General features: G+C 46.8%; 16 protein-coding genes. 9 read left to right on the top strand and 7 right to left on the bottom strand.

Annotated features, from left to right (window positions below):
• Positions 1-23: 23 nt before the first annotated feature.
• Together K9N75_RS10605 and K9N75_RS10600 are read right to left on the bottom strand one after the other, a co-directional pair.
• Positions 24-563 (bottom strand): glycine zipper 2TM domain-containing protein, encoded by a 540-nt coding sequence (locus K9N75_RS10605; protein WP_008813334.1) that lies wholly within the window; start codon positions 561-563, stop codon positions 24-26.
• 332 nt (positions 564-895) lie between these two features.
• Positions 896-2,200, bottom strand: a complete 1,305-nt coding sequence (locus K9N75_RS10600; RefSeq protein ID WP_008813333.1) for an NAD(P)/FAD-dependent oxidoreductase — start codon at positions 2,198-2,200, stop codon at positions 896-898.
• Positions 2,201-2,584: 384 nt separating this feature from the next.
• Between K9N75_RS10600 and K9N75_RS10595 the strand changes: the two genes are divergently transcribed.
• Both K9N75_RS10595 and K9N75_RS10590 read left to right on the top strand, forming a co-directional pair.
• On the top strand, positions 2,585-4,651 hold the full coding sequence (locus tag K9N75_RS10595; RefSeq protein ID WP_039187707.1) for a carbon starvation CstA family protein: 2,067 nt from the start codon (positions 2,585-2,587) through the stop codon (positions 4,649-4,651).
• 25 nt (positions 4,652-4,676) lie between these two features.
• Complete coding sequence (locus K9N75_RS10590) at positions 4,677-4,982, top strand: YbdD/YjiX family protein (RefSeq protein ID WP_048797560.1); 306 nt, start codon at positions 4,677-4,679, stop codon at positions 4,980-4,982.
• 70 nt (positions 4,983-5,052) lie between these two features.
• Here K9N75_RS10590 and K9N75_RS22745 read toward each other — a convergent pair whose 3' ends face one another.
• Complete coding sequence (locus K9N75_RS22745) at positions 5,053-5,184, bottom strand: hypothetical protein (RefSeq protein ID WP_004090179.1); 132 nt, start codon at positions 5,182-5,184, stop codon at positions 5,053-5,055.
• Positions 5,185-5,429: 245 nt separating this feature from the next.
• Between K9N75_RS22745 and nhaB the strand changes: the two genes are divergently transcribed.
• The 4 genes from nhaB to uspF all read left to right on the top strand — a co-directional run bounded on the left by nhaB (position 5,430) and on the right by uspF (position 8,902).
• Positions 5,430-7,007 (top strand): sodium/proton antiporter NhaB, encoded by a 1,578-nt coding sequence (nhaB, locus tag K9N75_RS10585; RefSeq protein WP_008813330.1) that lies wholly within the window; start codon positions 5,430-5,432, stop codon positions 7,005-7,007.
• Positions 7,008-7,117: 110 nt separating this feature from the next.
• Entirely contained in the window at positions 7,118-7,648 is a 531-nt protein-coding gene (gene dsbB / locus K9N75_RS10580) for a disulfide bond formation protein DsbB (RefSeq protein ID WP_008813329.1), read from the top strand.
• A 229-nt stretch (positions 7,649-7,877) separates the two neighbouring features.
• Complete coding sequence (locus tag K9N75_RS10575) at positions 7,878-8,069, top strand: hypothetical protein (protein ID WP_008813328.1); 192 nt, start codon at positions 7,878-7,880, stop codon at positions 8,067-8,069.
• Between the two features lie 401 nt (positions 8,070-8,470).
• Complete coding sequence (gene uspF / locus K9N75_RS10570; protein ID WP_008813327.1) at positions 8,471-8,902, top strand: universal stress protein UspF; 432 nt, start codon at positions 8,471-8,473, stop codon at positions 8,900-8,902.
• Between the two features lie 620 nt (positions 8,903-9,522).
• Here uspF and ycgN read toward each other — a convergent pair.
• The 3 genes from ycgN to K9N75_RS10555 all read right to left on the bottom strand — a co-directional run bounded on the left by ycgN (position 9,523) and on the right by K9N75_RS10555 (position 11,262).
• Positions 9,523-9,978 carry a cysteine cluster protein YcgN gene (gene ycgN, locus K9N75_RS10565; RefSeq protein ID WP_004090188.1) on the bottom strand — a complete coding sequence of 152 codons (456 nt, stop codon included), beginning with the start codon at positions 9,976-9,978 and terminating at the stop codon, positions 9,523-9,525.
• 106 nt (positions 9,979-10,084) lie between these two features.
• The gene (locus K9N75_RS10560; protein WP_039187704.1) at positions 10,085-10,741 is read right to left on the bottom strand and encodes a fumarylacetoacetate hydrolase family protein; all 657 of its coding nucleotides are present in this window, start codon (positions 10,739-10,741) and stop codon (positions 10,085-10,087) included.
• A 236-nt stretch (positions 10,742-10,977) separates the two neighbouring features.
• Positions 10,978-11,262 carry a YcgL domain-containing protein gene (locus K9N75_RS10555; protein WP_008813325.1) on the bottom strand — a complete coding sequence of 95 codons (285 nt, stop codon included), beginning with the start codon at positions 11,260-11,262 and terminating at the stop codon, positions 10,978-10,980.
• Between the two features lie 136 nt (positions 11,263-11,398).
• Between K9N75_RS10555 and minC the strand changes: the two genes are divergently transcribed.
• Genes minC through minE form a run of 3 tightly spaced genes read left to right on the top strand, consistent with a single transcriptional unit; the run spans position 11,399 to position 13,193 of the window.
• On the top strand, positions 11,399-12,082 hold the full coding sequence (gene minC, locus K9N75_RS10550) for a septum site-determining protein MinC (protein WP_008813324.1): 684 nt from the start codon (positions 11,399-11,401) through the stop codon (positions 12,080-12,082).
• Between the two features lie 25 nt (positions 12,083-12,107).
• Entirely contained in the window at positions 12,108-12,920 is an 813-nt protein-coding gene (gene minD / locus K9N75_RS10545; protein ID WP_008813323.1) for a septum site-determining protein MinD, read from the top strand.
• A gap of 3 nt (positions 12,921-12,923) precedes the next feature.
• Positions 12,924-13,193 (top strand): cell division topological specificity factor MinE, encoded by a 270-nt coding sequence (gene minE, locus K9N75_RS10540; RefSeq protein WP_004090202.1) that lies wholly within the window; start codon positions 12,924-12,926, stop codon positions 13,191-13,193.
• 385 nt (positions 13,194-13,578) lie between these two features.
• On the opposite strand, the gene rnd is transcribed toward minE, so the two are convergent.
• Positions 13,579-14,694 (bottom strand): ribonuclease D, encoded by a 1,116-nt coding sequence (gene rnd / locus K9N75_RS10535; RefSeq protein ID WP_061060099.1) that lies wholly within the window; start codon positions 14,692-14,694, stop codon positions 13,579-13,581.
• Positions 14,695-14,747 lie beyond the last annotated feature (53 nt).

Raw genomic sequence — 14,747 nt, 5'->3', positions numbered from 1 at the left:
TTTGATTCTGTGCTACCGAATTATCACACGCTCTGATTTAACACCAGTTGACCATTGCGGTCGACGGGGATCTGGGTGCCAGGATCTTTATCCATCCGAACTCGCCCCTGCTGATCGCCAATCTTATAGGTGACGTCATAACCGAGCAGTTTTTGCGATTTGTCATAGACCGTTGAGCAACGCTGCTGAGTTGTCGTGTAGGTATCGTTGTTTTGCATTGAACCTTGAACCTGATTACCCGCATATCCCCCACCCAACGCACCAACAACGGTAGCCACATCTTTTCCGCGTCCGTTACCAATCTGATGGCCTAGTACCCCGCCCGCAACCGCACCCAGTACCGATCCCGCTATACGGTTTTCATCCTGTACCGGGCGGCGATGCGTGACCGTTACATTGCGGCACTGCTGTCGCGGGGTCTTCACTGACTCGTGAATCGGGGTTGCTGATAACACCTGCGCATAACGTGGACCGGTACTAAAAACGTCTAGACTTGCCACCGCAGCTACGCTAAGCGCCGCTGCAACCCCAATACCCACGCCTGCCAACATTGATTTATTCACAGGGCACTCCTCCTGAATATACTCACGCAATATTTATAAACGTCGTGTTGATTAACGTCATACGCTCATAACGATGCAAAAGTTTGTCGTTTCTTTCGCTCGGTGTGCGTGCTTCACCAAATTTATATACAGGTAGTGTGCATAGGAATATTCGTAGTAACAATCAGACAACATAACCAAACAAGGCCAAACCCATTGTTTGGGAAAGTTCCTATCGGCGATAGTCTAACAATCATCAGATAGCGTTCTTTCTGGAAGGAAATAAGTGAAATACGAGATACACAAACGGCTCCACTTGGGAGCCGTTTGTCGCTACTCAGAGGGTTAAGCTATTAATGTAACTTCAAGCGTGGACGAATCACTCGGTTGATCCCACCCACCAGCATCATCAAACCTGTTTTGATGTAGCCATGGAGTGCAATCTGATGCATACGATACAGTGAAATATACACCATACGAGCAATACGCCCTTCCACCATCATTGAGCCCCGCATGAGGTTACCCATCAGACTGCCTACGGTACTGAATTTGGATAGCGAAACTAATGAGCCATGATCCTTATAGATATAAGGTTTCATGTTACCGCCCTTAAGCTGCGCCAAAATGTTGGCATAGCAGCGTGATGCCATCTGATGCGCTGCCTGTGCGCGTGGCGGTACAAAACCACCGGACGGCTGTGGGCAAGACGCGCAGTCACCGATTGCAAAGATATTCGGATCGCGAGTCGTTTGCAGCGTCGGCTCAACCACCAACTGGTTAATACGGTTGGTTTCTAACCCACCAATATCTTTCATAAAATCAGGCGCTTTGATCCCAGCAGCCCAAACCATCAGATCAGCCGGAATAAATTCGCCATCTTTGGTATTCAAGCCATTCTTGTCGGCGCTGGTCACCATGGTTTTTGTCAGTACGCGAACGCCCAGTTTCGTCAACTCATTGTGGGCTGCGCCCGAGATGCGCGGAGGTAGTGCAGGCAGAATACGTTCACCGGCCTCAACCAGCGTCACATTCAATGCCTCACTGCTTAACCCTTCAAAACCGTAGCTATGCAGTTGCTTCACCGCATTGTGTAATTCCGCAGACAGCTCAACGCCGGTCGCCCCACCGCCAACAATCGCGATGTTAACCTTCGCCGCTTTGTCCTTCTGCGCTGAAAACTTCAAGAACAGGTTCAGCATTTCGTTATGGAAACGACGAGCCTGATGCGGGTTATCCAAGAAGATACAGTTGTCTTTCACGCCCGGCGTACCAAAGTCGTTCGACGTACTGCCAAGAGCCATGACCAGAATGTCGTAAGACAACTCGCGCTGTGGAACCAAAACTTCGCCCTGCTCGTCACGAATATCAGCCAGCGTGAGCTGCTGTGCGGCGCGGTCGATGTTGGTTAACGAACCGAGCTGGAAGGTAAAGTGGTGATTGCGTGCGTGGGCCAGATAGCTCAGCGCATCAACACCATCGTCTAACGATCCGGTGGCAACTTCATGCAGTAAAGGTTTCCACAAGTGGCTATGGTTGCGATCAATCAAGATGATTTCCGCTTTGTCTTTACGGCCCAGTTTGTGACCTAGACTGGTTGCCAGTTCGAGACCGCCCGCACCACCGCCGACAATCACGATTTTTTTCTTAGATGCGCTCAAAGCCTTCTCCCTTGGTAAAAAATGTAAACCAATAGTTAATTAACAGTGAATAACTAATACCCTTAATTTACGTACGGTTCACGCAGGTTGATTTAATTCTCTGAGGAAAGAATACCACGACAGGTTATTTGGTCATACCAAAATTGATGCACATCAATTTTTATGTTTATTCCTTGGGCGATATGTATCGCAAGCTCACAAATTTGCGTCATTTTTCAACGTAATCATTACAAATCAGACCAGCCTCACACTTCTATCGCCTGCTTGATTAATCAACATGACAAAGACCGAATTTTAACCTTTATTTAACCATGCGAGCTTGGTCTCCAAACCTCTTATACAACAATAAATCAATACCTCTCCCCTATACGAAGGAGCCGTACAATGAAAAACGTCCGATCCGGCCTGATTTGGCTATTGGTGGCGTTAATCGGTGCTTATGCTTTTGGCATGCTAGCACTGAGCCGTGGTGAACATATCAATGCGGTATGGCTGGTGGTTGCCGCCATCGCTTGTTACAGCATTGCCTACCGTTTTTACAGCCTGTTCATTGCCGAAAAGGTCTTTGAACTCGACGATCGCCGTTTAACTCCCGCAGAGCGCCATAACGATGGTTTGGACTACGTTCCGACCAATAAATGGGTGCTCTTTGGTCATCACTTTGCGGCTATCGCCGGTGCGGGGCCTTTAGTGGGCCCTATTCTAGCCGCTCAGATGGGTTTCCTACCCGGAACGATCTGGATCTTAGTTGGCGTCATGCTGGCGGGGGCGGTGCAGGACTTCTTAGTGCTGTTTATCTCCACACGCCGCGATGGGCGTTCACTGGGAGAAATGGCTAAACAGGAGCTTGGCTCTTTCGCCGGAGTCATCACCATGCTTGGCGCATTGGGGGTCATGATCATTATCCTGTCGGCTCTCGCGCTGGTGGTCGTCAAAGCATTGGCGGATAGCCCTTGGGGGCTATTCACCATCGCAGCCACTATTCCGATTGCGCTATTCATGGGCATATATATGCGCTATCTGCGCCCAGGCAAAATCGCTGAAGTCTCTATTATTGGTTTTGTACTGATGATGGCGGCGATTATCTATGGCGGCGATATTGCGATGCATCCCTACTGGGGTCCCTTCTTTACCCTGCATGGCACGACGCTCACGTGGGTATTGGTAATCTATGGGTTTATCGCGTCGGTACTCCCTGTGTGGTTGCTGTTGGCACCACGCGATTATCTATCTACGTTCCTGAAAATCGGTGTGATTGCTGGTTTGGCCGTGGGCATAGTCTTCGCTGCACCAGAAATGAAAATGCCGGCGGTCACTCGCTTTATCGACGGTTCTGGGCCAGTCTTCTCCGGCAGCTTGTTCCCGTTCCTGTTTATTACTATTGCCTGCGGTGCCATTTCAGGCTTCCATGCATTGGTTTCCAGCGGCACCACACCAAAATTAATCGAACGTGAAAGCCACATTCGTTTCATCGGCTATGGTGCAATGCTGATGGAATCCTTCGTTGCCATCATGGCACTGATTTGTGCCTCGGTTATCGACCCTGGCGTATATTTTGCCATGAACTCACCGGCGGCCTTGATCGGTACTACGGTCGAGAATGCCTCTCAGGTCATCAACAGTTGGGGTTTTGTCGTCACACCTGAAACGCTGGCGATGATCGCGAAAGATGTCGGGGAAAACTCCATTCTTTCCCGAGCCGGTGGCGCACCAACCTTTGCTGTCGGCATGGCCCACATTATTACCGAGGTCTTTAACAGCCGTGCCATGATGGCATTCTGGTATCACTTCGCCATTCTGTTTGAAGCCCTATTTATTCTGACCGCCGTTGACGCGGGCACCCGTGCCTGTCGTTTTATGGTGCAAGATCTGGTTGGTGTCGCTATCCCAAGTTTGGCCAACAACCGCTCATGGTTTGGTAACCTCGCAGGAACGACGGTTGCCGTTGCAGGCTGGGGTTTCTTCGTTTATCAAGGCGTGGTCGATCCTCTAGGCGGGATTAATACCCTGTGGCCATTATTCGGTATTGGTAACCAGATGTTGGCATCAATGGCACTGATTTTGGGTACAGTGGTGTTGTTTAAAATGAAGAAACAGCGCTACGCGTGGGTCACTATCTTGCCAACGGTATGGCTGTTCGTGACTTCAATGACTGCAGGCTGGCAGAAGATCTTCCATGAGAAACCGAGCATTGGGTTCTTGGCACAGGCTAAACGTTTTTCAGCGGGTATCGACTCAGGCACATTGATTGCACCGGCCAAAACGATCAAAGACATGGAAACCATCGTGATGAACAACTACATCAACGCTGCACTATGCGGCTTCTTTATGTTAGTTGCCGTCACCATGTTGATTTCCGCTTTCTTCGTGATTCGTCGGGCGTTGGACTCTAATAAACCAACGGTACATGAAACAACTCCTGCATTGCGTGAGGAAAGATCGCATGGTTGAAAAACTGCACCACACCCCTAGCATGATGATTAAAACCGGGCTGCCATGGAAGAGACAAGCACAACCGGGGATGACTATCACTCGCTGTTTACCGCTTTCGCTGGGTGAATCTCAGCCAACATCAGCATGGCAATGGGCAAAATTGACGCTGCGACGGGTTGCACAAAGTTTTCGCTTGATGGTTGGCGTTCAGGACTACCAGAACTATCTGCGGCATCAGCAACTACATCATCCCGAGCTAACGCCAATGAGCGAGCGCGAGTTTCATCGCTACTGCTTAGAAGCCCGTTTCCCAAGTCAAGGCGGCAAGCTAGGCAAGTGCCCTTGCTAACGCGGATAATCAGATAAAAAAAAGCACCGGAGATCTTATCTCTCGGTGCTTTTTTCATCTCAATTTGAATTCAGATTTTGCAGCCTTCGCAGTCAGCTTCATCATTCAGTTCGACCGGCACTTCGTTCGCTTTTTCCTGTGCACGCTTTTCAGCCTGCTCAAGTTGTGCATCGATGTCAAAATCAAAAATATCTTCGTTCATAGCAAATACCCCTTTGGATCAATAACGCCAGTATAACGGGGTTATGTACGCAGGTAAATTATCTCGGCATGCGTATATTCTGTATGGCCTTAAAATCACCAGATAAAAAACCACAATAATAAAATGATTTTAAAGGACTTATTTTCAGCACGGTCTACTTTTACGTCATTGCGCAAAAAGAGTATAGTCAGGTGTTCGTATTAAAACATTCCATTTTTTGTTTATTTTTTAGGTGCTAAGTTGTTATGAACACCACATTTACTCAGGCCTTCAGCAAAAACTTTCTTGGTAACGCACCAGACTGGTACAAAGTTGCTATTGTCATTTTTCTGCTGTTGAACCCTCTGGTCTTCTTTTATGTTAGCCCCTTCGCCGCGGGATGGCTGCTGGTGGCTGAATTCATCTTCACGCTGGCGATGGCGCTAAAGTGCTACCCTCTACTTCCGGGTGGCCTGTTGGCATTTGAAGCCATCATCATTGGGATGACCACAGCCGATAAAGTCAAACATGAAGTCGCAGCGAATATCGAAGTGTTGCTGTTGCTGATCTTCATGGTGGCGGGTATCTACTTTATGAAGCAGCTGCTGCTTTATGTATTTACCAAGCTCTTACTGAACATTCGTTCAAAAATCGCCTTATCATTGGCCTTTTGTATCGCTGCAGCCTTTCTTTCGGCATTTCTGGATGCGCTAACGGTGATTGCTGTGGTGATCAGCGTAGCGGTTGGATTCTACGGGATTTATCACAGCGTCGCGTCAGGTACGACCGGCACGCTTTCTCTCAATGATGATAGCCATCTGCAAAATGCGGGGCGTCGCGCTATCCTGAATCAGTTCCGCGCCTTTTTGCGCAGTCTGATGATGCATGCTGGCGTAGGTACTGCACTCGGCGGCGTAATGACCATGGTTGGTGAACCACAGAACCTAATTATTGCTAAAAGCGCCGATTGGGATTTTGTATCGTTCTTGCTACGTATGTCTCCCGTGACCGTTCCCGTCTTTATTTGTGGTGTGCTGACCTGCTATTTAGTCGAACGTTTTAAAGTCTTTGGCTACGGTGCTCGCTTGCCTAAACGCGTTCGACAGGTACTACGCGAATATGATCAAAACGCCACTCGCAAGCGTACACGTCAGGAGCGCCAAAAGCTGATTATTCAGGCGCTCATTGGTATTTGGTTGATCTTCGCGCTCGCTTTCCATCTGGCGGAGGTTGGTTTGATCGGTCTTAGTGTTATCGTATTAGCGACCGCTTTTTGCGGCGTTACGGATGAGCACGCGATTGGTAAAGCCTTTCAGGAGTCGTTGCCGTTTACTGCACTATTGACCGTATTCTTCGCCGTAGTAGCCGTCATTATCGATCAACAGCTGTTTTCACCTGTCATTCACTTTGTACTTCAGGCCTCGCCTGAGCATCAGTTAACGCTGTTTTATCTCTTTAACGGCCTACTTTCTTCGATTTCAGACAACGTCTTCGTTGGCACAGTGTATATTCATGAGGCAAAGGCGGCACTAGAGTCTGGAGTGATATCACTCAAGCAATTCGAAATGTTGGCTGTCGCGATCAACACCGGTACCAACTTACCTTCGGTTGCAACACCTAATGGTCAAGCCGCGTTCCTGTTTTTATTAACATCGGCGCTTTCACCACTGATTCGTTTGTCATACGGTCGAATGGTATGGATGGCACTGCCTTACACCATTGTCATGACGCTGGTCGGCTTAGCCTGTGTTCAGTTCACCTTAGAACCGATGACTCAACTATTTTACCAGTGGCATTGGCTGTCTTTACCACCAGTCAATGAGGTCTTCTCGAGTGTTCATTAAGTCGCTTAATAGCACCGTAACAATCACTAGTTTTTTAATCAAATGGCTGGCAGGCAAGACAATATAGTTTACACTGCGCTCATCTTGCTGTGGCATGGAATGGAACAGATATGTTGCAATATTTAAATGGTTGTTCTCGTGGACGTGGGGCTTGGATTCTCTTAGCCGTGACGGCACTCATCCTTGAGTTAGTCGCGCTGTATTTTCAGCATGTTATGCTGTTGAAGCCCTGCGTGCTCTGCATTTACGAACGCTGTGCGTTGTTTGGGATTATGGGCGCAGGAATTGTTGGCGCCATTGCACCTAAAACGCCTCTACGTTTTGTCGCTATTTTACTGTGGATTTACAGCACTTATGAAGGCCTCATGCTGGCATGGAAACATACCATGATTCAGCTGCACCCTTCGCCATTTGTCACCTGCGATTTCTTCGTTTCATTCCCATCATGGTTACCATTAGATAAGTGGGCTCCGGCTATCTTCTCTGCAAGCGGCGATTGCTCAGTGCGCCAATGGGAATTTTTAACCTTGGAAATGCCACAGTGGCTGGTAGGCATTTTTGCCGCTTACCTAGTAGTTGCGGTTTTAGTGTTAATTGCTCAATTCGTTAAGCCAAAGCGTCGCGATCTTTTCGGACGTTAAGCCAATAACCTGACTATCTCATAAGAGCACCCGCTGGGTGCTTTTTTTATGCCACCTGCTACAGATTTGTTAGCAATGCCCGAATCATGTGAAAAACACTTGGTCATATGAATTGCCAGATCGACGTCGACTTATTTAATCACCCACCTTGAATCCCCCCACTCCGCCCTCTAGTCTATACATAACGAGAGAGAATATGACTGGGTCAATACCACTGGGGAGCTAAACAATGATGCATCAATTCAAGGTAATTTATAAATCCAATAATCAAACACATGATTTCATCATGAATGGGCAGGCAACGCTAAATAAAACCGATGGGGAAGTTTTAGAAGCTGCACTGATTGATGTGGCCCAATACCTTAACGCCAGTGCTAAAGATCTGCACATCATCTCTGTGGAACGTTTGCAACATCTGTAACGGCTTGCTTATCCAATAAAAATCACTAGCTTCACGGTGAAAAACTCATCGCGAAGCTTTTAACGGCATGGCTGTTTAATGACATGATTTTTCGCAACAACGTCGTAAGGGCGCAGTAAGCATCTTCATTCAACAACTGCGGTAACCATGTGTTTGCGACTATATCTCATCGTTATAACAAACCATTTATTTCAAGCACCCTGATATTTATAGGAAAATAGAGTACGGAAATAAAATCCTCATCAAGATAATCCGTAAAATAATTAATGACCTATTTATTTCACTCTGTGAGCAACGGATTATTTATTCATAGAATAAGATATCAATCACTCTATATTTAAAACAGGGTTGTTAAATTAAATAAAGAAGATATTTTCCTCAAAAGTAAAACGGGAGGCCATATGTATAATACTATTCTGGTTCCGGTTGATATCACTGAAGTTGAGCTGACACGTCAGGCAATTCCTCACGTTGAGCAACTTGCAAAACTTGTTGATTCTCACATTCACTTTGTGGTTGTCATTCCCTCTTCACCCTACTATTCCGCGTTTGGATTTGGCTATGCGGCCGCCGTCGATAAACAAGATATCCTGAAAGCAGCCAATGACGCCCTTATCAAGACGGCCAAAGAATTTAATATTCCCGAAGACAGAGCAACCACTCATGCGGTTATGGGGTCACCGAAAGAACAAATATTGAAACTGGCCGATATCATTAATGCCGATCTGATTGTCATCGGCTCTCATCGTCCGAGTACCCGAACCTACCTTCTTGGCTCGAATGCAGCGGCCGTGGTTCGCCATGCTAAGTGCTCGGTTTTGGTCGTTCGCTAACCACAGCAAACCTTCAATAAAAGTAAAAAGCCTCGTCTATCGGTAATACTGTTCATTTAAGAGATCGAGATACACGGGGCTAGCATACCGCGGGGCGGTTATGGAACACATCCATGTGTTCCACGCTCTGGGGGTCAGCGCTAAAGCGTTGTTCAACTTTGCTCCCTGCAACGTTGTTGGCAGCTAACGCTGCTACGACCACATCGGGGAGCCTTCCCCTAAAATCAGGCTTAACTAACACGTATTAGGTCTATCAGGGGGTTTACTTTTTCAGTTGGGGGAATAGAAGCACTGAGTGATAGCTAAAAGGCAGAGGAACATACACTAATGAATGCAGCCAGAACGACCGTAAACAGCGAACCTAAAGCTAATAATAAATACATATGTTTAATTTTATAGTTCACGTAATCGCCTTTGCTAATTTTAAAATTTCTTTGCTAAGACTTATCGTAGTGATAGATATTCTTTCAATCAATATTTGAAGACTATTTTCAGACAAGTCTCTATTTTGATAAAATGAGCAACAATTGGCATGGCTTAGATTTAAAAAACAAAAAAACCACACTTGGTGGTTTTTTTAGGCGCTGGGCATTCGATGCAATTAACTAAATTGATTAGGATTATTCGCCATTCGTCGCCCAAAATGGTTTGTTCATAATATGTTCTTCCCAATCATTGACTTCACTTTCACGCACCGCGATATAACGGACTGATATCCGTTCTGCATGCATGGCTTTTTTAGACCCTACTTTTAACGGATGCCATTCAGGTAAATCTTTACCCTCATGAACCATGCGATAGGCGCAGGTAGGCGGGAGCCACTCGAAGGTTTCGAGATTCTCGCGAGTTAACTTGATGCAATCTTCTTCATACTCGAAGCGACGCTCATAGTGGCGGCACTGACAGGTTTTAATGTTGAGCAGATTACAAGCGACGTTAGTAAAATAAATCTCATCCGTGTCCTCATCTTGTAACTTATGCAGACAGCACTGCCCACAACCATCACAAAGTGATTCCCATTCATCATTGCTCATATCAGCTAATGTTTTTTCCTGCCAGAAAGGGAGAGTTGTCATGCTTGTATGTCCGATAATTACAGTTGGGCTGGACTATATAGACGCTTTGGCGATGAGATGCAAGTTTTGTCCTTACTAAAACGAGGCCTAGTAAGGACTTGCTGGGCTAAATAACGCGGGTACTCAATGAATTACCGTTGACGGATAGCGTGAGCATATCACCAGACACTAAAGGGCCGACGCCTTGAGGTGTGCCCGTTAAGATGATGTCGCCAGCACGCAACGTAAAGTAGCGGCTCATATAGCTGATCAGTGGCAAAATAGGCGTAATCATATCGCGCGTGCTGCCTTGTTGACGAACACTGCCGTTAATGCTCAAAACAAGTTCGGTGTTTTGCGGATCGCCAAACTCGGCTTCTGGGATAAAGCCAGAGATCGGACAAGAGCCATCAAAGGCTTTCGCCTTTTCCCAAGGCCGCCCTGCTTTCTTGCATTCAGCCTGAACATCGCGCAGCGTCAGATCAAGCGCAACGCCATACCCCGCTATTGCCCGTGCGACACGATCTTCACTTGCCTGCTTCAGCGGCGTGCCAATCAGAATGGCCAACTCGATCTCATGGTGTACAGAGCCAAAGTCTTTGGGAATCGCAACAGGCTGACGAATATCACACAAGGCGGTTTCAGGCTTGATGAATAAAACAGGCTCTGCAGCCTGAGTTCCCCCCATTTCTTTGATGTGGCCGCCATAGTTACTGCCAACACAAACAACTTTACTGACAGGCAACTCAAGTAATGCCCCCTGCCAATCACGGTGTTGATACATAGCCTTCTCCTGTGGTCATACACAACGCGATAACATCGCTACGTTACCCAAAAGGATGTGGATGACTGAAACTTAGGCCGTGTATCCAACCGCACTTCAGCATCTATCGTCCTTCTCACTCTCCGGTGTACGAAATCTCCGGTGTACGAAACTACCGCTGCTCTCACCATCACTTCAATGGATTTGCGCCAAGCCCCCTCGGCGCACGATATTTATGTGAATAGCATCACACTTATTCATTCATCCGCTGACTTTTTTGCCTGTGCAATGTGCATTTTCAACAAACTTTCCGGCGGTGGAGGAAGTTGTAAATAATAACCTTGCTCTTTCAAGTCATTTTTAACCTTTTCAATATCCGCCGTGGCGAGTTTCTTTTTGCTCTCTAAATCGATCATCATCGCTAATTGCGGCTGCCCAAAACTTTTCATCAGCTCTTCAGGCACCCGAGAAAAATCGTCTCTTTTTTCGACATAAAGATAGGTTTGATCGCGTTTTGAACTTCTGTAAATGGTACAAATCATTTTTTCACTCTAATTAATTCAGACGGCGACTTGCCTAGATATAACACTGACTATAACATGCTTAATGTACATCGGAATATCACCCCCTGTGTGGTTATTCCGGGGATTTAAAGTTGCTGAAACTGAGTCAGGATAGATGTCACAATCGCCAATAGAACTAAAAGGCAGCAGTTTTACTCTTTCGGTTGTTCATTTGCATAATTCGCAACCGGAGGTAATACGTGAGGCATTAATCGAAAAAGTCGAGCAAGCGCCCGCTTTTTTGAAAAATGCCCCTGTTGTTATTAACATTGCTAACGTCCCTGAAGGCGCAAGCTGGCAGAAATTACAACAGGCCATTACCGAAGCTGGGCTGCATGTCATTGGCGTAAGTGGTTGCACCGATGAAGGGCTTAAACGTGCTATAACCCGCGCAGGCCTGCCTTTGTTAAGTGAAGGGAAAGGTATTAAGAAAAGTGAGCCTGTCGTGTTACCCGAGCCACCTGCACCGGTAAAAACCCGCATCATTAGCACGCCGGTTCGGTCTGGTCAGCAGATATATGCACGAGACTGTGATCTTATCGTTACTAGCAGCGTCAGTGCTGGCGCTGAAATCATCGCCGATGGCAATATTCATATTTATGGCATGATGCGTGGACGCGCACTTGCTGGTGCCAGCGGAGATACATCCAGTCAGATCTTTTGTGCTCATCTTGCCGCTGAACTGGTGTCTATCGCCGGTCAGTACTGGTTGAGCGATCAGATCCCTGAAGCTTTTTATGGGCAGGCTGCCAGACTCAATTTGAGCGACAGTGCCTTAACTATACAACCTCTATTCTAGGCCCTTCGACAAGGAACCCATATACATGGCACGCATTATTGTTGTTACATCCGGTAAAGGGGGCGTTGGCAAAACCACATCTAGCGCAGCCATCGCCACCGGTTTGGCCCAAAAAGGTAAGAAAACCGTTGTTATCGACTTTGACATCGGTTTACGTAATCTAGACTTAATTATGGGCTGTGAACGTCGTGTAGTGTATGACTTTGTTAACGTAATTCAGGGCGATGCGACCCTCAATCAAGCGTTAATTAAAGATAAACGTACAGAAAATCTCTACATTCTTCCGGCGTCACAAACCCGCGACAAAGACGCATTGACCCATGAAGGCGTTGAAAAAGTCCTGAATGATTTGGGTGAGATGGAATTTGACTTCATCGTCTGCGACTCCCCAGCGGGCATTGAAACAGGCGCACTGATGGCTCTGTATTTTGCCGATGAAGCCATTATTACCACTAACCCAGAAGTCTCCTCTGTACGTGACTCTGACCGAATCCTCGGTATTCTGGCGTCTAAATCACGCCGCGCAGAGAAAGGTGAAGATCCAATCAAAGAGCATCTGCTGTTGACTCGCTATAACCCAGGCCGTGTTAGCCGTGGGGATATGCTGAGCATGGAAGACGTATTGGATATTCTGCGCATTCCATTAGTTGGCGTGATTCCTGAAAGCCCATCCGTGCTGCGCGCATCAAACCAAGGCGAACCTGTTATACTAGACAAAGAGTCAGACGCCGGTCAGGCTTACCAAGACATGGTTGATCGTTTGCTAGGTGAAGAGCGTGCATTCCGATTTGTTGAAGAAGAGAAAAAAGGCTTCCTGAAACGCCTGTTCGGGGGATAAAACATGGCATTACTTGATTTCTTCCTGTCGCGCAAAAAACCGACAGCCAATATAGCCAAGGAACGGCTGCAAATTATCGTTGCGGAGCGACGTCGCGGTGATAGTGAACCACAATATTTACCCCAGTTGAAACGCGATATTTTGGCTGTTATTTGTAAATATGTGCAGATAGATCCAGAGATGCTAACAGTGCAGTTTGAACAAAAAGGCGATGATATTTCGGTATTAGAGCTAAACGTCACCTTGCCTGAAGCAGAAGAAGCCGCTAAATGATTTTGTTATCCTGACGTTCTCTTATAGAAATATAAGGGAACGCCTGTATATTTAAACAGACCTTTTAGTAAACAATGAATTTCGAGAATAGTACTATCAAGATTATTCCTAATATTTATTATTTTTCATTAAATTTAAGACTAATCATATAGGCATCTTTCTTTAAGCATTGTTTTTATATTGCAGCTTTATCTTTGATATATACCCATAATAATGTGAGTTGTATTGAAAGCATAAGTGAAGGAAAGCCTCATCACTTACTCAACACAGAAATTCAGTTTGAAGAAAGCTGAGTTAAGTCATACTGGGTTATCTAATAAATAAAGGCAGCCATTTTGTGGCTGCCTTTATTCTTATATGCTAGCAATGATTAGCGACACATCCATTACAGCGTCGCAAGAATGACTCTTACTTGCTCACCCACCAATTTATCTCTCCAGCCTTGCAATAGTTCTGGCTGTTCATCTTTAAGCTTCCAGTGCCAGCTTAGCAGTGCATTTATCTGGCGACGTGAGGCAATCAACTCTGCCGTTAAACCACTGCGCTCAGCCGCATTCTGTATCGCTGTTTTTAACTCTTTGAACGCATGCTTATAGCCACTGTGATCGACCAAACGCTCAACGGGCTGTGGCCACTGTGACTCAGGGATATTCGCCGATTCAGCCACCAGTGCCACCAGCGTTTTACCATGGAAGCGAATTTCTGGGCCGCTCAAACCAAGCTCCCCCAACTCCCCTTGAGAGGTGGGTAAATAGCGAGCAACCTGCCAAAGATTTTCCTCACGTACCACAAAGTTCACGGCCATATCGCGCTGACGCGCCTGATTAAGGCGCCATTCAGCAAGCTTTTGCAAACATGCCAACTGTCGAGTTCGCAATTGCCACGCGTTGGTAATATCGCGATAGGCTAAAGCAGGATCGACGACGTCTTGACGACGACGACACAGAGATAAGCAGTCATCCTGTGCGGCATCCAACCACCCTGCCTCTGCGACTTCAGCGATCAACTTATCGGCTAACGGAAGCAAATAGAAAACATCTGCTGCCGCGTACTCGCACTGCCGTTCAGTCAACGGACGTGCCAACCAATCGGTGCGAGATTCACTCTTGTCTAATTCTACCTGCAGGTAGTCGTTCACCATGGCTGCGAAACCACACGACAATGCACGCCCCGTGAATGCGGCAAGGATTTGCGTATCGATCATTGGCGTTGGCAACGTCTGGAACTCATGCAAGAAAACTTCAAGGTCTTCGCTGCACGCATGGAGAAGTTTGGTGACTTCTGGGTTTTTCAACAGAGCAACAAACGGCTGCCAATCGGTAATCGGTAACGGATCGATCAGCGTCAGAGTTTCGCCGTCAAAAAGCTGAATCAACCCTAACTGAGGATAGTAGGTGCGAGTTCGTACAAATTCGGTATCTAACGCGATGTAGGCGTGGCGGCTGGCCTGCTCACAAACTTGCTTGAGATCGCTGCTGGTAGTAATTAACTGATAATTCAAAACATCATTCTCATTTTCGTTTCTCTGACAGACTTGGTACGCCAGATAATTTA

This window comes from Hafnia paralvei (assembly GCF_020150375.1).
GTDB classification, from domain to species: Bacteria; Pseudomonadota; Gammaproteobacteria; order Enterobacterales; family Enterobacteriaceae; genus Hafnia; species Hafnia paralvei.
The sequence above is the reverse complement of the archived record's forward strand: the minus strand, read 5'-3'. Positions and strand labels throughout refer to the sequence as shown.